Here is a 14,921-nt window from a genome sequence, read left to right on the forward strand (position 1 = left end):
CACACCGGACAAGTCAGTCATGAAAGTCATGAAATAGGTGCGGGCCGGATGGAGACACTCCATCCGGCCCGCAGCGCCCCTGATCGCTCAGCTGTGGCGCGGTACGTTCTCGTCCGAGGCGTACGACGGGCTGAGTGACAGCGCGATGAACGTGAACGGACGTGTCACGTAGTTGAACCCGAGCGGGCAGTGCCGGGTGCCCGCGGGGATGAACACCGAGCCGGTCGTGGTGACCGTGTGCCGCTCGCCCTCGATGTCGAGGTACAGCGACGCACCGAGGTCGTGCACGTTGTCCGGGTCGTTGCCCATCCAGATGAGCACCTCGTCGTAGGTGTGCTCATGGTCGTTCACCCAGTGGATCTGCTCCGACGTGGGATTGATCCAGCTGTAGGCCATGTGGACCGTGCTGACGTCCACGTCGAAGGCGCGCATTAGCCCGAAGGGGTCGCCGATGTTCGCCGGACGCTCCCCGCCGGCGGCAGCCCCCTCGTTGACCAGGTCATCGGCGCAGTCCCGCATGTGATGGACGAACAGGTGATCGTACTTGCCCATGCCTCTCTTCGCTCCTTCCACGTCAAGCGGTCGTTTCCGTACTTGAATGGTGGTTCTTCGGGCACCGGTGGAAAAAGACACTTACGACAGCGGTCCTGTCACTGAGCCTGTGGCGCGGGGCCCATCCCCCGGGGCGCCACAGGAGAGGTCAGACGCCGAACGCGGCGGGGTACTGGATGGTGCCGGAGGGGACCGGGCGGGTGTCGTCCAGAGTCATGGCCATCATGGCCTCGTCAGGCACCTCGAAGGGGGCTCGGATGCCGAATCGGGAGGCGGGAGTGAAGCCGAACCGCGGGTAGTAGCCGGCGTGTCCCAGGACGACGACGAGGTTCTCTCCCATGGCCCGGGCGGCCTCCAGGGCGGCGCGGATGGCGGCGGAACCGGCGCCCATGCGCTGGACCGAGGGCAGCACCGCGCACGGCGCCAGGGCGAGCGCGGGGTCGCCGCCGACGTGGCAGCGGGTGAGCAACGCATGCCCGGCCAGGGTGCCGTCAGGGGCCGCGGTGACCATGGACAGGCCGTCGATCCACGCCTTCGGGTCGGCGCGCAGGGCATCGACGAGGTCAGCTTCCCCGGCGGCGGCGAAGGCGGCGAGGTTGATGTCGCGGATGGCGGGGATGTCGTCGGCGGTCTCGGGGCGGGTGGTCCAGGAGGTCATGGTGGTCCCGTTCTCGTCGGGGGTGTTGTCGTGGAGGCGGAGACTGCCGGGTGTCGCTGCCGTTCTCAGCGAGTGGTTGGTAACGGTGGTCATGGCCCCGCGCTAGACGTCGATCGTCAGCCTGCGACCAGGTCCATACGGAGGAAATCGGTGATGCGAAGCAGCCTCGGTGGGCGTGTCACCTCATCGGAGAGGGCCTGAAACGCCTCGTCTTCCCCGACGAGGCGTGGAGCGGCGAGTTGCACCTCTCTCCCGTCGACCCGGAGCCGCGCACCGTCGGCTGCCAGGACGTTCTGCACCCAGTCCGAGCGCGATCCATACACCAGAACGAACAGGTAGCCGCCGTCGACAGGATACGCATCGAGAGGCGTGCGGTACGTCGTGCCAGAGATGCGGCCGACGTGAGTCAGCACCGGCCACTTCCCACCCGCGATCGCGCGAGGGTTGAATACCCGCTTGTTCACGTGCCCCCACCATCTCGGCATCGGCATCGGGATCTCCTTCTCTCGCCCCAGCAGGGCGCGTCGTAGGTCAGACGTTTCTCCCAGCTAATGCAAATCCAGGAGGCCTTACACCCGTAAGGCTACTTACGGGTGTAAGGCTGGCTTACACTCGTAAGGTTGTCAAACCGCCCATACCCCGGAGCCGTCGTGTCACCACCACCACAACCGCTCAGCAGAGGTCTCGTGCTGGAAGCCGCGATCCGGGTCGCGGACCGCGGCGGCGTGGCGGCGATCACGATGCGACGGGTGGCGCAGGAACTGGGCGTGGAGGCGATGTCGCTCTACCACCACGTACCAAACAAGGACGCGATCCTCGACGGCGTGATCGACGTGGTGTTTGCGGCGATCACGCTCCCCAGCACCGAGTGCGACGATTGGCGCGACGCGATCCGTGTGCGCGCCTCCTCCGCGCGTGTGGTCCTGTCGCAGCACAGCTGGGCTCTCGGCCTCATGGACTCCCGTCGTAACCCGGGGCCTGCGACGCTACGCCACCACGACGCCGTCCTCGGTGTCCTCCGGGAGGCGGGGTTCACGCTGCCGATGGCCGCGCACGCTGTCTCGCTCATCGACAGCTACATCGGCGGGTTCGTCCTTCAGGAGGCGAACCTGCCGGTGACGACGCCGGACGATGTCGAGGAAGTGGCCGGCGGCATTCTCGAGCGTCTGCCGGTGGACGAGTTGCCGTACCTCACAGAGATGATCGTCGACTACGCCCTACGGCCGGGCTACGACCACACGAGCGAGTTCAGCTACGGCCTGGACCTGATTCTGGATGAGCTCGAAGCTCGCCGGAGGCAGAGCCTCGATACCGCTACATGAGACCCACCGCGCCCCTCCCCCGGAAACGCTCGCAGCGGGAACTGGCGGCACGTTCAAATCCAGCGGCGGCACTCGTTGCGCCGGTCTGGATGATGTACCGGATAACGTGGCGAAGTCACGCAGTGGCCGGGCGGGTGGATCGCCTGCTCGGCGGACGGCCATGATCGCCCATGTACGTGATACCAGGTCACAATCACGTACATGGGTCAGGACGATCTGGGTCCGATTCGGAGTCGGTGGACGGCTGTTCGACCGGGAAGAAAATCGGACTGAGCAGGTGTTGTGTGCGGTCCGGCGTTGGCTGGTTGGTCAACAGGGGCAGGATCACGCGACGGAACCCGATGATCATCTCTTCCAGCTCACCGCGGGTGAGCCAGACGGCGTGCTGCCGGTAGCCGACGAGATCCGCCGCCGGGTCGGCATCCTCGTGGTCGAGGTAGGCGTTGAATTCAGCGACCAGGACGGCCATCGAGGTGGCGAAGACGCGCCGATGGTCGTCGGGCGTCATGGCCGTGAGTACATCGGCGTCGAGGACGACTCGGTCGTGGCGTAGCCGGTAGCGGCGCTCCACCGCGCCGCGCACCCGCCTCTCACCCGCCACTTCCAGGATTCCGCTGGCCACGAGCAGGTCGACGTGCCGATAGATCATGGCCTTCGAGGTATCGGGGATCCGTGCGCATAGCTGACCGGTGGTGAGTTCCCGCTCTCCGCGCATCGCATGCACGATCCGCAGCCGCACCGGATGCGCCAGTAGCTCCAAAGTTTCCACGATGCAACGGTCTCATATCGTGCTACCGTTCGCAAAATAGTAGAAAGGATGGCGTCGAGATGACCATGGGAACGGATCCGGTGGCGATTGCCGTGGCGGTCGTCGAGATGGCGCGGAGTGGCCGCTTTGCGGACATTGAGACATTGTTCGCCCCGCCGCTGCGAGCGGTGGTCTCCGCCGAGACGCTGCAAGTCGCCTGGGAGAGTCAGCTCTCCAGGGGCGGGGCGATCTCCGCAGTCGGGACACCGATCAGCGAGCCGGCCCCCGAGAGCTGGGTGACCGCATCGGGGAAGTCGGAGCTGGTCAAGGTGAGCGTCCCGGTGATGTACGAGCGTGGCGGCCTGACGGTGGTCATGTCGGTCGACGAGACCGGCCTGCTGCAGGGTCTGCAGCTCGCGCCCGCGCTTACCGAGCAATGGACGCCGCCGTCGTACGTCCGCCGCAAGAGGTTCGATGAGCATGAGGTCACCGTGGGCTCCGGCGCGCCGGCCGTGCCCGGCACGTTGAGCTTGCCGCGCGGGCACGGTCCGTGGCCCGGAGTGGTTTTGCTCAGCGGCGGCGGGCCGTTCGACCGGGACGCCACCAGCGGCCCCAACAAGCCCCTCAAGGACCTGGCCTGGGGGCTGGCCAGCCGCGGCGTGGCCGTGCTGCGCTTTGACAAGGTGACCCACGCCCACGCCGGCCAGGTGGCGGCGGACCCAGGCTTCACCATGAGCGACGAGTACGTCCCGCACGCCGTCGCGGCCATCCACCTGCTCCAGCGCCACCATGCCGTCGACGCCGCGCGAGTGTATGTCGCAGGCCACAGCATGGGCGGCAAGGTGGCCCCGCGGGTCGCCGCCGCCGAGCCGTCCTTGGCCGGACTGGTGCTCTTGGCCGGTGACACCCAGCCCATGCACCAGGCCGCCGTCCGCGTCGTCCGCTACCTCGCCTCGCTCGATCCCGGCGCGCAGGCCGCAGTCGAGGCGATCACGCGGCAGGCCGCACTTGTCGACAGCCCACATCTGTCGGCTGAGACACCCGCCACGGAGCTGCCGTTCGGCTACTCCGGGGCGTACTGGCTCGACCTGCGCGACTACGACCCGGTCGCGACCGCGGCCGCGCTGGACAAGCCGATGCTCATCCTGCAAGGCGGCCGCGACTATCAGGTGACCGTCGCCGACGACCTCGCGGGCTGGCAGGCGGGCCTCGCCCACCGTACGGACGTCACCATCCGCGTCTACGACGCCGACGACCACCTGTTCTTCCCCGGCTCCGGCCCGTCCACGCCCGCGGACTACGACAAGCCCCAGCACGTCGACGCGGCCGTGGTCACCGACATCGCCGACTGGCTGGCACCGCGCCAATCGGCGATCGCCCGGCTCGTCTCCAGCTTCAAACGCTGACCACCCCGACTCGACACCCCCCTTGCAGGAAAGGCGCAGCGGTAATCGACGAACCGGACCGAGTCCAGGCCGCCGTGCACGGCCACCGGCCCTCTTGCCGGCGGGCAGCCTTCCGCTGCCCGCAGATCCACGATTCCAGTGCCCATACTGACCGTGCTTGATCGTACGGGGGCGAGGATCGGCGAACGATTCGCCGGCAGTCGAGGGAAGACTCTCGTTGACGTGCGCTAACGCAATCCCGTGTACCGGGTGACAGCAGTCCTGGCTGCCGTGCCGAGAACCGGTGGTGGCGCGTCCACGCCGTCCATGCCACACTCACTGTTATAGAACTCCTTGCAGAGTTATAGAACGATCGGAGCATGGCATGCGAGACATGTTGCCGTGGCATGAGCCCGTCCCGCTGGACAGGACGATGGGCGAGCCCCAAGCGCGGGGTCGATTCGGCGAGTACGGCGGACGGTACGCGCCGGAGTCCCTGGTGGAGGCATGCCGCGAGGTGGACGAGGCGTTCCGGGAGGCCTGGGCGGATCCGGGGTTCCGCGGCGCCCTGGCGCGGCTGCTCGCCGTGCACGCCGGGCGGCCGACCCCGCTCACACCGGCCTGCCGGCTGTCGGAGGCGCTGGGCGTGCAGCTGTACCTCAAGCGCGAGGATCTCACCCACACCGGATCCCACAAGATCAACAACGTGCTGGGCCAGGCCCTGCTGGCCACCCGGATGGGACGGCGCAGGCTGATCGCCGAGACGGGAGCGGGCCAGCACGGGGTGGCCACCGCGACCGCCGCCGCGCTGCTCGGGCTGGAGGCCACGGTGTTCATGGGCGAGCGCGACATCGAGCGGCAGGCGCTGAACGTCTTCCGGATGCGCATGCTGGGCGCCGAGGTGGTCCCGGTGACCACGGGCAGCCGTACCCTCAAGGACGCGACCAGCGAGGCCATGCGGCACTGGGTGGGCGCGACCGGCGACTCCCACTACTGCATCGGCTCGGTCGTCGGGCCGGATCCGTACCCGTGGATGGTCAGGGAGTTCCAGCGGATCATCGGCGACGAGGCCCGCGGGCAGTGGGCCGCCGAGCTGCGGACCGGCATCCCGGACTACGTGGTCGCGTGCGTCGGCGGCGGCTCCAACGCAGCCGGCACGTTCGCCGGATTCGCCGACACCCCGGCGCGCCTGGTCGGTGTCGAGGCGGAGGGCGGCGCCGGGGCGGCCCGCGGCCGGCTCGGCGTCATGCACGGCTGCCGCTCGCTGTTCCTGCAGGACGATGACGGGCAGATCACCCAGGCGCACTCCATCGCCGCCGGGCTCGACTACCCAGGAGTCGGGCCGGAGCACGCCCACCTGCGCGACCTGGGCCGAGCCCACTACGTCACGGTGACCGACGACGAGGCGGTCGGCGCAGCGGTACGGCTGGCGCGTACCGAAGGCATCGTCCCGGCGCTTGAATCGGCGCACGCCCTGGCCTGGGTGATCCGCGCGGCGGGCGGCAGCGACCTACCCGCAGGATCGACGGTGCTGATGACGTTGTCCGGCCGGGGCGACAAGGATGTCTCAGCCTTGAAGGAGCTGATGTGACGAACCCCACTCTGGCCGCGGGCGCGGTCGAACGCCACCTGCGTGCCCGCCGGGACACCGGCCGCGGCCTGCTCATGCCGTATGTCACCGGGGGGATCACGCCTGGCTGGACGGACTACCTGCGAGCGTTCGCCGCCGCCGGGGCGGACGCGATCGAGGTCGGCCTGCCCTTCTCCGACCCCACGCTGGACGGCGTCACCATCCAGCAGGCCAGCGACACGGCACTGGCCCGGGGGGCGAGCACCCGCCGGATCCTCGACGACCTGTCCGGCATGCCGGACCTAGGCGTTCCGCTGGTCGCCAGTACCTATTACAACCTGGTGCTGCACGACGGCCCCGAGGCGTTCTGCGCCGCGCTGCGCCGGGCCGGCGTCAGCGGCCTGATCGTGCCCGACCTGCCGGTGCATGAGGCGGACGAGCTAACGGACGTGGCCGCCGCCGCCGGGATCGAGCTGGTCCTGCTGGCGTCGCCGGCGACGCCGCAGCCACGGCTGGCGGAGATCTCGTCCCGCAGCCGCGGATTCGTCTACGCAGTGTCGCTGATGGGCACCACCGGTGAGCGGGCCGCCCTTGCCGCTTCGGCGGCGGAGCTCACCGAGCGGATCAGGCGCGTCACCGACCAGCCGGTCTTGCTAGGATTTGGCATCTCCACCCCGGACCAGGCACGCGAAGCCCGCCGGCACGCCGACGGCGTGGTGGTCGGCGCCGCGGTCATGCGGCGGGTGCTCGACGGGGCTGGGCCGGACGACCTACGGGCCTTCCTCGCCACCCTGCGGCAAGCCCTCGACCAGGAGTGTGACCGACCACGATGACCCCCGACGCCGGGCACGAGGCGAGATACCGCGCCATCGCCGCCGACCTCGCCACGAAGATCCGGTCGGGACACTACGCTCCCGGTGAGGCCCTGCCGCCGCAACGGGAGCTGAGCGCCTCCTACGGGGTGACCCTCATGACGCTGCGCCAGGCATTGCGGGAGCTCAGCGACGAGAGGCTGATCGTGCAGCAGCCCGGCAGGGGCACGTTCGTCGCCCCACCCCACCTGGCGTACCAGCTCGACTCGCTCCGCAGCCTGGTCGACGACCTGCGTAAACAGGGCCACGACGTGCGCACCGCGGTGGCCGGGCGGGCGGTGCGCCGGGCCCCCGCCCAGATCGCCACGGAGCTGCGGCTGCGTCCCGGCGACACCGCCCTGCGGCTGGAGCGGGTCCGCGAGTTCGCGGGACGTCCCGCCGTACACCAGGTGTCCTGGGTCCGCCGGCCGGTGGCCGACCAGATCCGCGACCGCGACTTCACCGCTGTCTCCCTCTACACGGCCCTCGCCGACGCGGGAGTGATGGTCGCCCGGGCGTCCGAGGTGGTCCGCCCCGGTTTACTGGACCCCGCCGCCGCCCGCCATCTCCACGAGCCGCAGGGCAGCCCGGTGCTCGTCAGCACCCGGATCACCTACACGCTCGACGCCACGCCCGTGGTGTCCGACCATGCCACCATCCTCGGCAGCATGATGGAGATCCGCACCGAACGCGCCGCCACCGGCCTCTCTCTCACCTGGGGCGCCACCAGCTGAGAACTTGTGTGCGGTCTATCCCACCGTGGCGACGAGCAGGTTCTTGCGGACCGGTAGGTCATTGCTGGCCATGGACATGAGCGTAGGAACCCGCCTACAGCTGCAGATGACGCAGCCTTTCCAGTGCCACCCGGTCGTCCGGTATCAGAGCTTGCCTCTGAACCAGTCGAGCAGGTAGGTGCGCAGTCTGGCGGCGTTGCGGTACCACGGATGTCATCTGGAAATCCTGAGCGTCACGCCGGCGGCCGGGCGAGTTTGACGGCCACGGCGTCGAGGACCCAGTCGAGGCCGGTCGCGAAGGACGCCTCGGCGTCCACCTCCGTGCCGTCGTGCACGGCCTTGGCCAGCGCCGGGAAGCGGCCCGTGGCCAGCATCCTCATCACATGCGGGCCGGAGGCGTGCTGCCAGTCGCGCTTGGACAGGCCCGTGGCGCGCTCGGCCCGCAGGTTCGCGATCTCGCGCCTGATCGCGCCAGTGAAGTAGGCACTGACAGTCTCCACGGCGCGCAGAACGATGTCGAGGTCGGCGAGGCCGTCGAGGGCGGCCAGCGTGGCCTCAGTCACGGCGAGGGCGTTCGGGCCCAGGGTCGGACGGCCGCCGAGCAGGTCGGCCAGCCATTCGTGACGGAGGGTGGCCTGCCTGGTGCGGTGGGCGCGGATGCGCAGCACCTCCCGCCAGTCGCCGGGCTGCTCCTCAGGGAGGATCTCGGCGTAGACCTCGTCCACCATGAGGTCGAACAGTTCCTCCTTGGTGGAGATGTATCCGTACAGTCGCATCGGGCCGGCGTCCAGCCGGGCGGCGACCTTGCGCAACGACACCGCCTCCAGCCCGCCCTCATCGGCCAGCGCGATGGCGGCGGCGACGATTCGCTCCCGGTCGAGCGGCACGGGGCGAGTCGGCGGCTCCGGCCGGTCCCACACAGTCATGGTTGCATCGTACTGTTGCGATACATCGTAATAGATGAATACAGTATATCGCCATGAGACACCGTATCGCTGTGATTGGGGGCGGCCCCGCCGGCCTCACCTTCGCCTGCGTCCTGCACCGCCACGGTCACCCCGTCACCATCCTCGAACGCGATCCCGCCCCCGACGCCCGTCCCCCGGGCGGCACGCTCGACCTGCACGAAAGAATGGGCCAGTTCGCGCTGGACAAGGCGGGGCTGTTGGCGGAGTTCCAGGCGCTGTCCCGTCCCGAGGGGCAGGCCATGCGCATCCTGGACACGGACGGGACCGTCCTGCGCGACTGGCAACCCCGTCCGGGTGACCAGGCCAATCCCGAGATCGACCGGAGGCAACTCCGTGACCTGCTGCTCGGCCCCCTCGACGTTCAGTGGGGGCGGGGCGTGGCGGAGGTAGTGCCGGGGACCCGGGACGGCGTGCTGGTCCGTTTCGCGGACGGGCGACAGGAGGCGTTCGACCTCGTGATCGGCGCGGACGGCGCCTGGTCCCGGGTCCGCCCAGCAATCTCGTCCGCGACGCCGCACTACACCGGCGTCACCTCGGTCGAGACCTCCCTGGACGACGTCGACACCCGCCACCCCGACCTCGCCCGGCTGATCGGCGACGGTTCCATGGCGGTGTACGGCGTGAACCGCGCCCTCGTCGCCCAGCGCAACAGCGGCGGCCACGTCAAGGTGTACGCCCAGTTCCGCGTGCCGCTGGACTGGCACACGAACCCGGACCGGCATATGGGCCTGAATCAGCGCGCAGGCCTGGACGAGGGCCTGGACCTGGCCGACGTCGAAGCCATGCGATCAAGCCTGCTGGCTCTGTTCGACGGCTGGGCTGCTCCCGTCCTCGACCTCCTCCGCCACGGCACCGCTTTCGTTCACCGCCCCCTCTACGTCCTGCCCGTGGCCCACACCTGGGCCCACGTCCCCGGGGTGACGCTACTGGGCGACGCCGCCCACCTGATGCCCCCGTTGGGGGTGGGCGCGAACCTCGCGATGCTGGAAGGCGCCGAACTCGCCGAGTCCGTCGCCGCCGCTTCCGACCCTGGCGATCTGGACGAGGCTGTCCGTGCCTTCGAGGAACAGATGTGGGCACGGGCCGGCAGGTGGGCGAAGATCACGACGGCCGGTCTGGAACGCCTCGTGAGCCCGGACCCCGCCGAAGCTCTCGCCCTCTTCGACGAAGTCCAGCCCTCCTGACTGTCAAGCGCGAGAGCACCAACACCAGCAGCACGGCACCGCCGCGGGTCCTTCCAGCAGATTCACCGCCCGCCATACGAATGGACCGGCTGCGCGATCGGGTGCTGTTCGAGACCGCCTACGTGTGCGGCACCCGCGCCTCCGAAGTATGCGGCCTGTACGTCGAGGACTTGGACCTGCGTATGGACGACGAACACGTGCGCATCTGCGGCAAGGGCGGCAGATGCGCACCGTGCTGCTCGATGACCGCGGCTATGTCGCCTTGCTCAAGCTCTACCCGGCCCGCTGTTCCGTGCGTCCATCAACGGCCGTGGCGGGCCGCTGTCCTACGACGCCGCCCGCCGACGCCGGGACCGGGCAACGAGGTAAGAAATCTTCATAACCAAGAGCGACCTCGCTCACCGCAACCAAGATCCTTCTCAACGCCAACGGCTGTCCGCGGGTTCCTCACCCCGGACCTATAGGGCGCGACAGCAAGAAGAATATTCTAGAAATCTGCGCGCTTCGAGCGTCGAGAATGTGGCGCCGGCTCCGTCCTTGGGACATCAGCGGCCACCGTGGCCGCACCACGCCAAGGAGACCCAGCATGACGATCCAGCGGATGGACAACGTCCTCATCGTTGTCGACGACCTTGACGCTGCTATTTCGTTCTTCGTCGAACTTGGCATGGAGCTGGAGGGCAAAGCGCCAATCGAGGGACGTTGGGCGGAGCGTGTCATCGGGCTCGACGACGTCCGACAGGACGTCGCAATGCTCCGGACCCCGGACGGCCATGGCCGAATCGAGCTGGCGATGTTCCACAGGCCGAAGGCGATCAGCGCCGAGCCGAAAGACGCGCCGGCGAACACGCTGGGCATTCGTCGCATCATGTTCGCCGTCGACGACATCGAGGACGTCGTTGCCCGCCTGCACATCCACGGCGCCGAACTCGTCGGCGAGCTGGAACAGTACGAGGACAGCTATCGACTCTGCTACCTCCGCGGTCCCGAGGGCATCATCGTCGGACTAGCCGAGCAGCTCAGCTAACGGTCCGTCGCGGCCGACCAGGGCGATCCGGCCCGCGCCCCGCGACGGCCGCGTGATTACCCGAGTCGGAGACGACGAATGTGCTTTCCCGCCATCAGTCACCACCGTCGAGCGCGCAAGCCCGGTGGCAGGTTGGGCGGATCAAGAAAACGACCATGGGGAGAAATGACCGTGCTCACAAACGAGATCACCGAGGTTCTGAACCGGCCGCTCAGCCAGGAGCTGCTAGCCCGCGACGTGACCCGCTTGGCCTATGTCGCCAAGGACGGCACACCCCGCAATATCCCGATCATCTTCACCTGGAACGGCTCGGAGATCGTCATGTGCACCTCGAAGAACGCTCCGAAACTCCCGGGTCTGCGCGAGAATCCGATGGTTGCCCTGACGATCGATACCGAGGTGCACCCGCCCAAGATCTTGCTCATCCGGGGGCGGGCCGAGCTGGACTTCGTCGATGGCATCCCGGATGAGTATCTCCAGGCGACCAGCACCTACGAGATGACGCCCGAGCAGCGGGTCGTGTGGGAGGCGGAGGTGCGTTCGCTCTACCACGACGGCATGGTCCGGATCGTCGTGACCCCGGCGTGGGCGAAGCTGATCGACTTCGAGACGACTGTGCCAAGCGCGGTCGAGGAACTGGCGCGCCAGCGAGAGGAGCGCCAGCGCGCCTGAGCGCCGCACGGTCGCCCGCGCTGGGTGGATCGTCCACGTCCCAATCCACCTCGGAGTGCGCGCAGTCTTTGAAATCCGCCAGGAAACGTCGCGGTCGGATGTCGAGAACCCGCGCGCGGCTTCGTCCCCGCAGTGAACACCGCAACAATGGGCCGTACCGCATAAAGGAGAACATGATGGCCAAATACCTGCTGCTCAAGCACTACCAGGGCGCGCCGGCGGCGGTTAATGACGTGCCGATGGACCAGTGGACGCCGGAGGAACTGTCGGCCCACGTGCAGTACATGGAAGACTTCGCCGCTCGGCTTGAGGGCACCGGCGAATTCGTCGACGCTCAGGCGCTTTCCCCGGAGGGCACGTTCGTCCGCTATGACGGCGAGGGGCGTCCACCGGTCACCGACGGCCCGTTCGCAGAGACCAAGGACCTGATCGCCGGCTGGATGGTGATCGACGTCGAGACCTACGAGCGGGCACTCGAACTGGCCGAGGAGTTGTCCGCGGCTCCGGGTGCGGGTGGGAAGCCGATCCACGAGTGGATCGAGGTGCGCCCGTTCCTGGCCGCGCCCCCGACCATTACGGAGTGACGCACACTGGGAATGACGCCTTCGGGTAGTTTTCTGCCATGAGCGTGCGCCCGGTGGTGGACGAGGCCCTGCTGCGGAGTCTCACCCCCACCGTGATCGGCATCCTCGTCCGTCGCGGAACCGACTTCGCGGCCGCCGAGGATGCGGTGCAGGACGCCCTGGTCGAGGCCGTGCGCGTGTGGCCGGACGATTCGCCACGGGACCCTCAGGGTTGGCTGGTCACCGTGGCATGGCGTAAGTTCCTCGACGCCGCCCGCGCCGATACCTCCCGATGGCACCGCGAGATACGCGTCGAGAGCGAGCCCGTGCCCGGCCCGGGCGAGTCGGTGGACGACACGCTCCAGCTGTACTTCCTGTGCGCACACCCGTCCCTGACATCGGCCTCGGCCGTCGCGCTCACGCTGCGCGCGGTCGGCGGCCTCACTACGCGTCAGATCGCGCAGGCATACCTCGTGCCGGAGGCGACCATGGCCCAGCGGATCAGCAGGGCCAAACGAACCGTCTCGAGCGTGCGGTTCAACCAGCCCGGCGACATCGCCACGGTGCTGCGCGTGCTCTACCTGGTCTTCAACGAGGGCTATTCCGGCGACGTCGACCTCGCCGCCGAGGCGATCCGGCTCACTCGCCAGTTGGCAGCCAAGATCAACGATGAGGAGGTCGCCGGCCTACTCGCGCTCATGCTGCTCCACCACGCCCGGCGCCCGGCACGGACCGCTTCCGACGGAAGGCTCGTACCTCTTGCCGAGCAGGACCGCAGCCTGTGGAACACTCGCCTGATCGCCGAGGGCGTCGACGTGCTCCAGACAGCCCTCATCCGCGACCGACTGGGTGAGTTCCAAGCCCAAGCCGCCGTCGCCGCGCTCCATGCCGACGCCCAGACGGCAGAGGAGACCGACTGGGTGCAGATCGTCGAGTGGTACGACGAACTGGTGTGCCTTACCGACAACCCGGTGGCCCGCCTCAACCGGGCCGTCGCGGTCGGTGAGGCCGCTGGCCCGCGGGCCGGCCTGGCCGCCCTCGCGGAGCTCAACCCCGCCTTGCCCCGCTATGCCGCGGTCTCGGCGTACCTGCACGAGCGTGACGACGACCCAGCGACCGCAGCACGGCTCTACGCAGAAGCTGCCCGATCGGCTTCCAGCCTTCCCGAACGCGACCACCTCACGCGACAGGCGGCACGGCTCAACGCGCAGCTACGCCCTCCACCCGACCGTCTCTAACACGAACACGATCAAGCAGAAACCCCAGCCAACCAGCCGCATTCACCCGCCCATGACGACTACGAACCGCAATCGTGATCACTCACTCAGTCACTTTGAGGGTGGGGACACTTCGGGAGCGGAGGGCGAAGATCCGCCGCCGCGGCCAGGCGCGCGAGGATTTCGTGCTGGAGACCGTCTACTGGGACGCCGGCGCCGCCCGCCTGCTCCCCTGCCTGCTCAAAGGCCGAACCCGCGGCGCAGTCTTCGTCACCCACCGCCCCCGGCCCCGGAAAGATCATCGACCCCCGCGACGTCTGCCCCGACACCGGCCTGAATCGTCAGGGCTGTCAGGAACATCTCTTATCAGGAGCCAGAACCTCGGGCCGACCCCCGCCGACACAGGTCGACAGGAACAGACATTGTTCGGTCTCATTCGGCCCGAGGTATGCCGCGTCGATTATGAGGCATTCGCCTGGATGCCTCAGATATTCGCCTCTCAGCCGCCGTGGTGACAGTGTCTACCGCTGTGTCCGCCGTGGTGTCCGCCGCAGTGTTTGGCCGCGTTGGCGGGCACGTTCAGTGTGGGGTTGCGGTCGAAGAACCCGTACGGCGTCAGCGAGAACCCGACGTGGTCGACCGGCATCACCGGCCAGTCCTCGGGACGCGGGAAGTGGGTCACGCCGAAGGTGTGCCACAGCACGACGTCCTCGCCGTCCAGGGGGCGGTCGCCCGCGACGTACGCCGGCAGACCGTCGCCCGGGTTCTGGTTGACGAACTCGCCGGCCGGGTAGCGCTCCTCGGGCGCGTACCGGGTGATCCACAGATCCCGGGTGGTGAACGCCGCCCGCGCGGCGATCGACGAGGACGGGTCGGCCAGCAGGGTCGGGCTCTGCACCGCGCGCAGCATGTAGCCGGTCGGCTGACCGAGCCGGTTGGTGCGCTCGGTGCTCACCACGTGCCAGGCCCGCCCGACCGAGGCGTCCGCGCTGCGCGCCCCCTCGGCCTCGCTCGCGATCCGGGTCCGGGCGTAGCTGAAGGCGTTGCCGTACGGGTTCTCCGGCGAGAGCGGCACCCGGAGCGCGTCGATCTCGTCGACCGCGTTCCGGACGCCGTCGACCATCATGTCGAGGCGGGCGCTGAACAGGTGCTGGTGGAACGGCGCGCCCACCCCCGGGGCCACCTCGCTGGCGTAGGGCCACTCCTGCAGCCCGCGGTAGGCCGAGGCGAAGAGGATGCCGGTGAGCTTGGCCTCGCACTCGATCCTGCCGTCGAGGTAGAGGTACCAGTAGAAGCCGTAGTCGTAGTTGCCGACCGTGGTGAAGAACGAGATCACCAGGCGGCGCTGGCGGCGGACCTCGGCCGAGTTCGGGAGGTAGATGTCGGTGTGCTTCCAGAGCGTGCCGTAGTCCTCCTCGTGCAGGCAGATCGCGTTGGGGATCCGCCGCACGTTGCCGAGCTCGTCGGCCA

The 14,921-nt window shown here is 68.6% G+C and carries 15 protein-coding genes and 1 pseudogene; 10 read left to right on the forward strand and 6 right to left on the reverse strand.

The window, feature by feature from the left end:
* Nucleotides 1-87: 87 nt before the first annotated feature.
* The 3 genes from AB0395_RS45975 to AB0395_RS45985 form a co-directional block, all read right to left on the reverse strand.
* Nucleotides 88-552 carry a hypothetical protein gene (locus tag AB0395_RS45975; RefSeq protein WP_366293986.1) on the reverse strand — a complete coding sequence of 155 codons (465 nt, stop codon included), beginning with the start codon at nucleotides 550-552 and terminating at the stop codon, nucleotides 88-90.
* Between the two features lie 148 nt (nucleotides 553-700).
* Nucleotides 701-1,210 (reverse strand): N-acetyltransferase, encoded by a 510-nt coding sequence (locus AB0395_RS45980; protein ID WP_366294017.1) that lies wholly within the window; start codon nucleotides 1,208-1,210, stop codon nucleotides 701-703.
* Between the two features lie 116 nt (nucleotides 1,211-1,326).
* The gene (locus AB0395_RS45985; protein ID WP_366293989.1) at nucleotides 1,327-1,674 is read right to left on the reverse strand and encodes a nitroreductase family deazaflavin-dependent oxidoreductase; all 348 of its coding nucleotides are present in this window, start codon (nucleotides 1,672-1,674) and stop codon (nucleotides 1,327-1,329) included.
* 222 nt (nucleotides 1,675-1,896) lie between these two features.
* On the opposite strand from AB0395_RS45985, the gene AB0395_RS45990 reads away from it, so the two are divergent.
* Nucleotides 1,897-2,532, forward strand: coding sequence for a TetR/AcrR family transcriptional regulator (locus AB0395_RS45990; protein WP_366293992.1), 636 nt, complete (start codon nucleotides 1,897-1,899; stop codon nucleotides 2,530-2,532).
* Between the two features lie 193 nt (nucleotides 2,533-2,725).
* On the opposite strand, the gene AB0395_RS45995 is transcribed toward AB0395_RS45990, so the two are convergent.
* Nucleotides 2,726-3,292 carry a helix-turn-helix domain-containing protein gene (locus AB0395_RS45995; RefSeq protein ID WP_366293994.1) on the reverse strand — a complete coding sequence of 189 codons (567 nt, stop codon included), beginning with the start codon at nucleotides 3,290-3,292 and terminating at the stop codon, nucleotides 2,726-2,728.
* A 68-nt stretch (nucleotides 3,293-3,360) separates the two neighbouring features.
* Between AB0395_RS45995 and AB0395_RS46000 the strand changes: the two genes are divergently transcribed.
* From AB0395_RS46000 to AB0395_RS46015, 4 genes are all read left to right on the forward strand, one after another.
* Nucleotides 3,361-4,686 (forward strand): alpha/beta hydrolase, encoded by a 1,326-nt coding sequence (locus AB0395_RS46000; RefSeq protein WP_366293997.1) that lies wholly within the window; start codon nucleotides 3,361-3,363, stop codon nucleotides 4,684-4,686.
* A gap of 373 nt (nucleotides 4,687-5,059) precedes the next feature.
* Complete coding sequence (gene trpB, locus AB0395_RS46005; protein WP_366294020.1) at nucleotides 5,060-6,256, forward strand: tryptophan synthase subunit beta; 1,197 nt, start codon at nucleotides 5,060-5,062, stop codon at nucleotides 6,254-6,256.
* Nucleotides 6,253-7,068 (forward strand): tryptophan synthase subunit alpha, encoded by an 816-nt coding sequence (trpA, locus tag AB0395_RS46010; RefSeq protein ID WP_366294000.1) that lies wholly within the window; start codon nucleotides 6,253-6,255, stop codon nucleotides 7,066-7,068. The genes trpB and trpA overlap by 4 nt, the downstream gene beginning before the upstream one ends.
* The gene (locus AB0395_RS46015) at nucleotides 7,065-7,820 is read left to right on the forward strand and encodes a GntR family transcriptional regulator (RefSeq protein WP_366294003.1); all 756 of its coding nucleotides are present in this window, start codon (nucleotides 7,065-7,067) and stop codon (nucleotides 7,818-7,820) included. The genes trpA and AB0395_RS46015 overlap by 4 nt, the downstream gene beginning before the upstream one ends.
* A gap of 233 nt (nucleotides 7,821-8,053) precedes the next feature.
* Here the strand turns inward: AB0395_RS46015 and AB0395_RS46020 are convergent, their stop codons facing one another.
* On the reverse strand, nucleotides 8,054-8,746 hold the full coding sequence (locus AB0395_RS46020) for a TetR/AcrR family transcriptional regulator C-terminal domain-containing protein (RefSeq protein WP_366294006.1): 693 nt from the start codon (nucleotides 8,744-8,746) through the stop codon (nucleotides 8,054-8,056).
* Nucleotides 8,747-8,799: 53 nt separating this feature from the next.
* On the opposite strand from AB0395_RS46020, the gene AB0395_RS46025 reads away from it, so the two are divergent.
* The 5 genes from AB0395_RS46025 (at nucleotide 8,800) to AB0395_RS46045 (ending at nucleotide 13,472) form a co-directional block, all read left to right on the forward strand.
* Complete coding sequence (locus AB0395_RS46025) at nucleotides 8,800-9,972, forward strand: NAD(P)/FAD-dependent oxidoreductase (protein ID WP_366294009.1); 1,173 nt, start codon at nucleotides 8,800-8,802, stop codon at nucleotides 9,970-9,972.
* A 586-nt stretch (nucleotides 9,973-10,558) separates the two neighbouring features.
* Nucleotides 10,559-10,999: a VOC family protein gene (locus tag AB0395_RS46030; protein ID WP_366294011.1), complete on the forward strand. Its 441-nt coding sequence runs from the start codon at nucleotides 10,559-10,561 to the stop codon at nucleotides 10,997-10,999.
* A gap of 165 nt (nucleotides 11,000-11,164) precedes the next feature.
* Nucleotides 11,165-11,671 carry a pyridoxamine 5'-phosphate oxidase family protein gene (locus AB0395_RS46035; protein ID WP_366294014.1) on the forward strand — a complete coding sequence of 169 codons (507 nt, stop codon included), beginning with the start codon at nucleotides 11,165-11,167 and terminating at the stop codon, nucleotides 11,669-11,671.
* A gap of 176 nt (nucleotides 11,672-11,847) precedes the next feature.
* The gene (locus tag AB0395_RS46040) at nucleotides 11,848-12,255 is read left to right on the forward strand and encodes a YciI family protein (RefSeq protein WP_366294023.1); all 408 of its coding nucleotides are present in this window, start codon (nucleotides 11,848-11,850) and stop codon (nucleotides 12,253-12,255) included.
* A 56-nt stretch (nucleotides 12,256-12,311) separates the two neighbouring features.
* A complete protein-coding gene (locus AB0395_RS46045; RefSeq protein ID WP_366294026.1) occupies nucleotides 12,312-13,472 on the forward strand; it encodes a DUF6596 domain-containing protein in 1,161 nt (386 codons plus the stop codon).
* 478 nt (nucleotides 13,473-13,950) lie between these two features.
* On the opposite strand, the pseudogene AB0395_RS46050 reads toward AB0395_RS46045, so the two are convergent.
* Nucleotides 13,951-14,921, reverse strand: a pseudogene (locus AB0395_RS46050) (histamine oxidase); the annotation flags it as partial.

The organism is Streptosporangium sp. NPDC051023 (assembly GCF_040689595.1).
Classification (GTDB): Bacteria; Actinomycetota; Actinomycetes; order Streptosporangiales; family Streptosporangiaceae; genus Streptosporangium.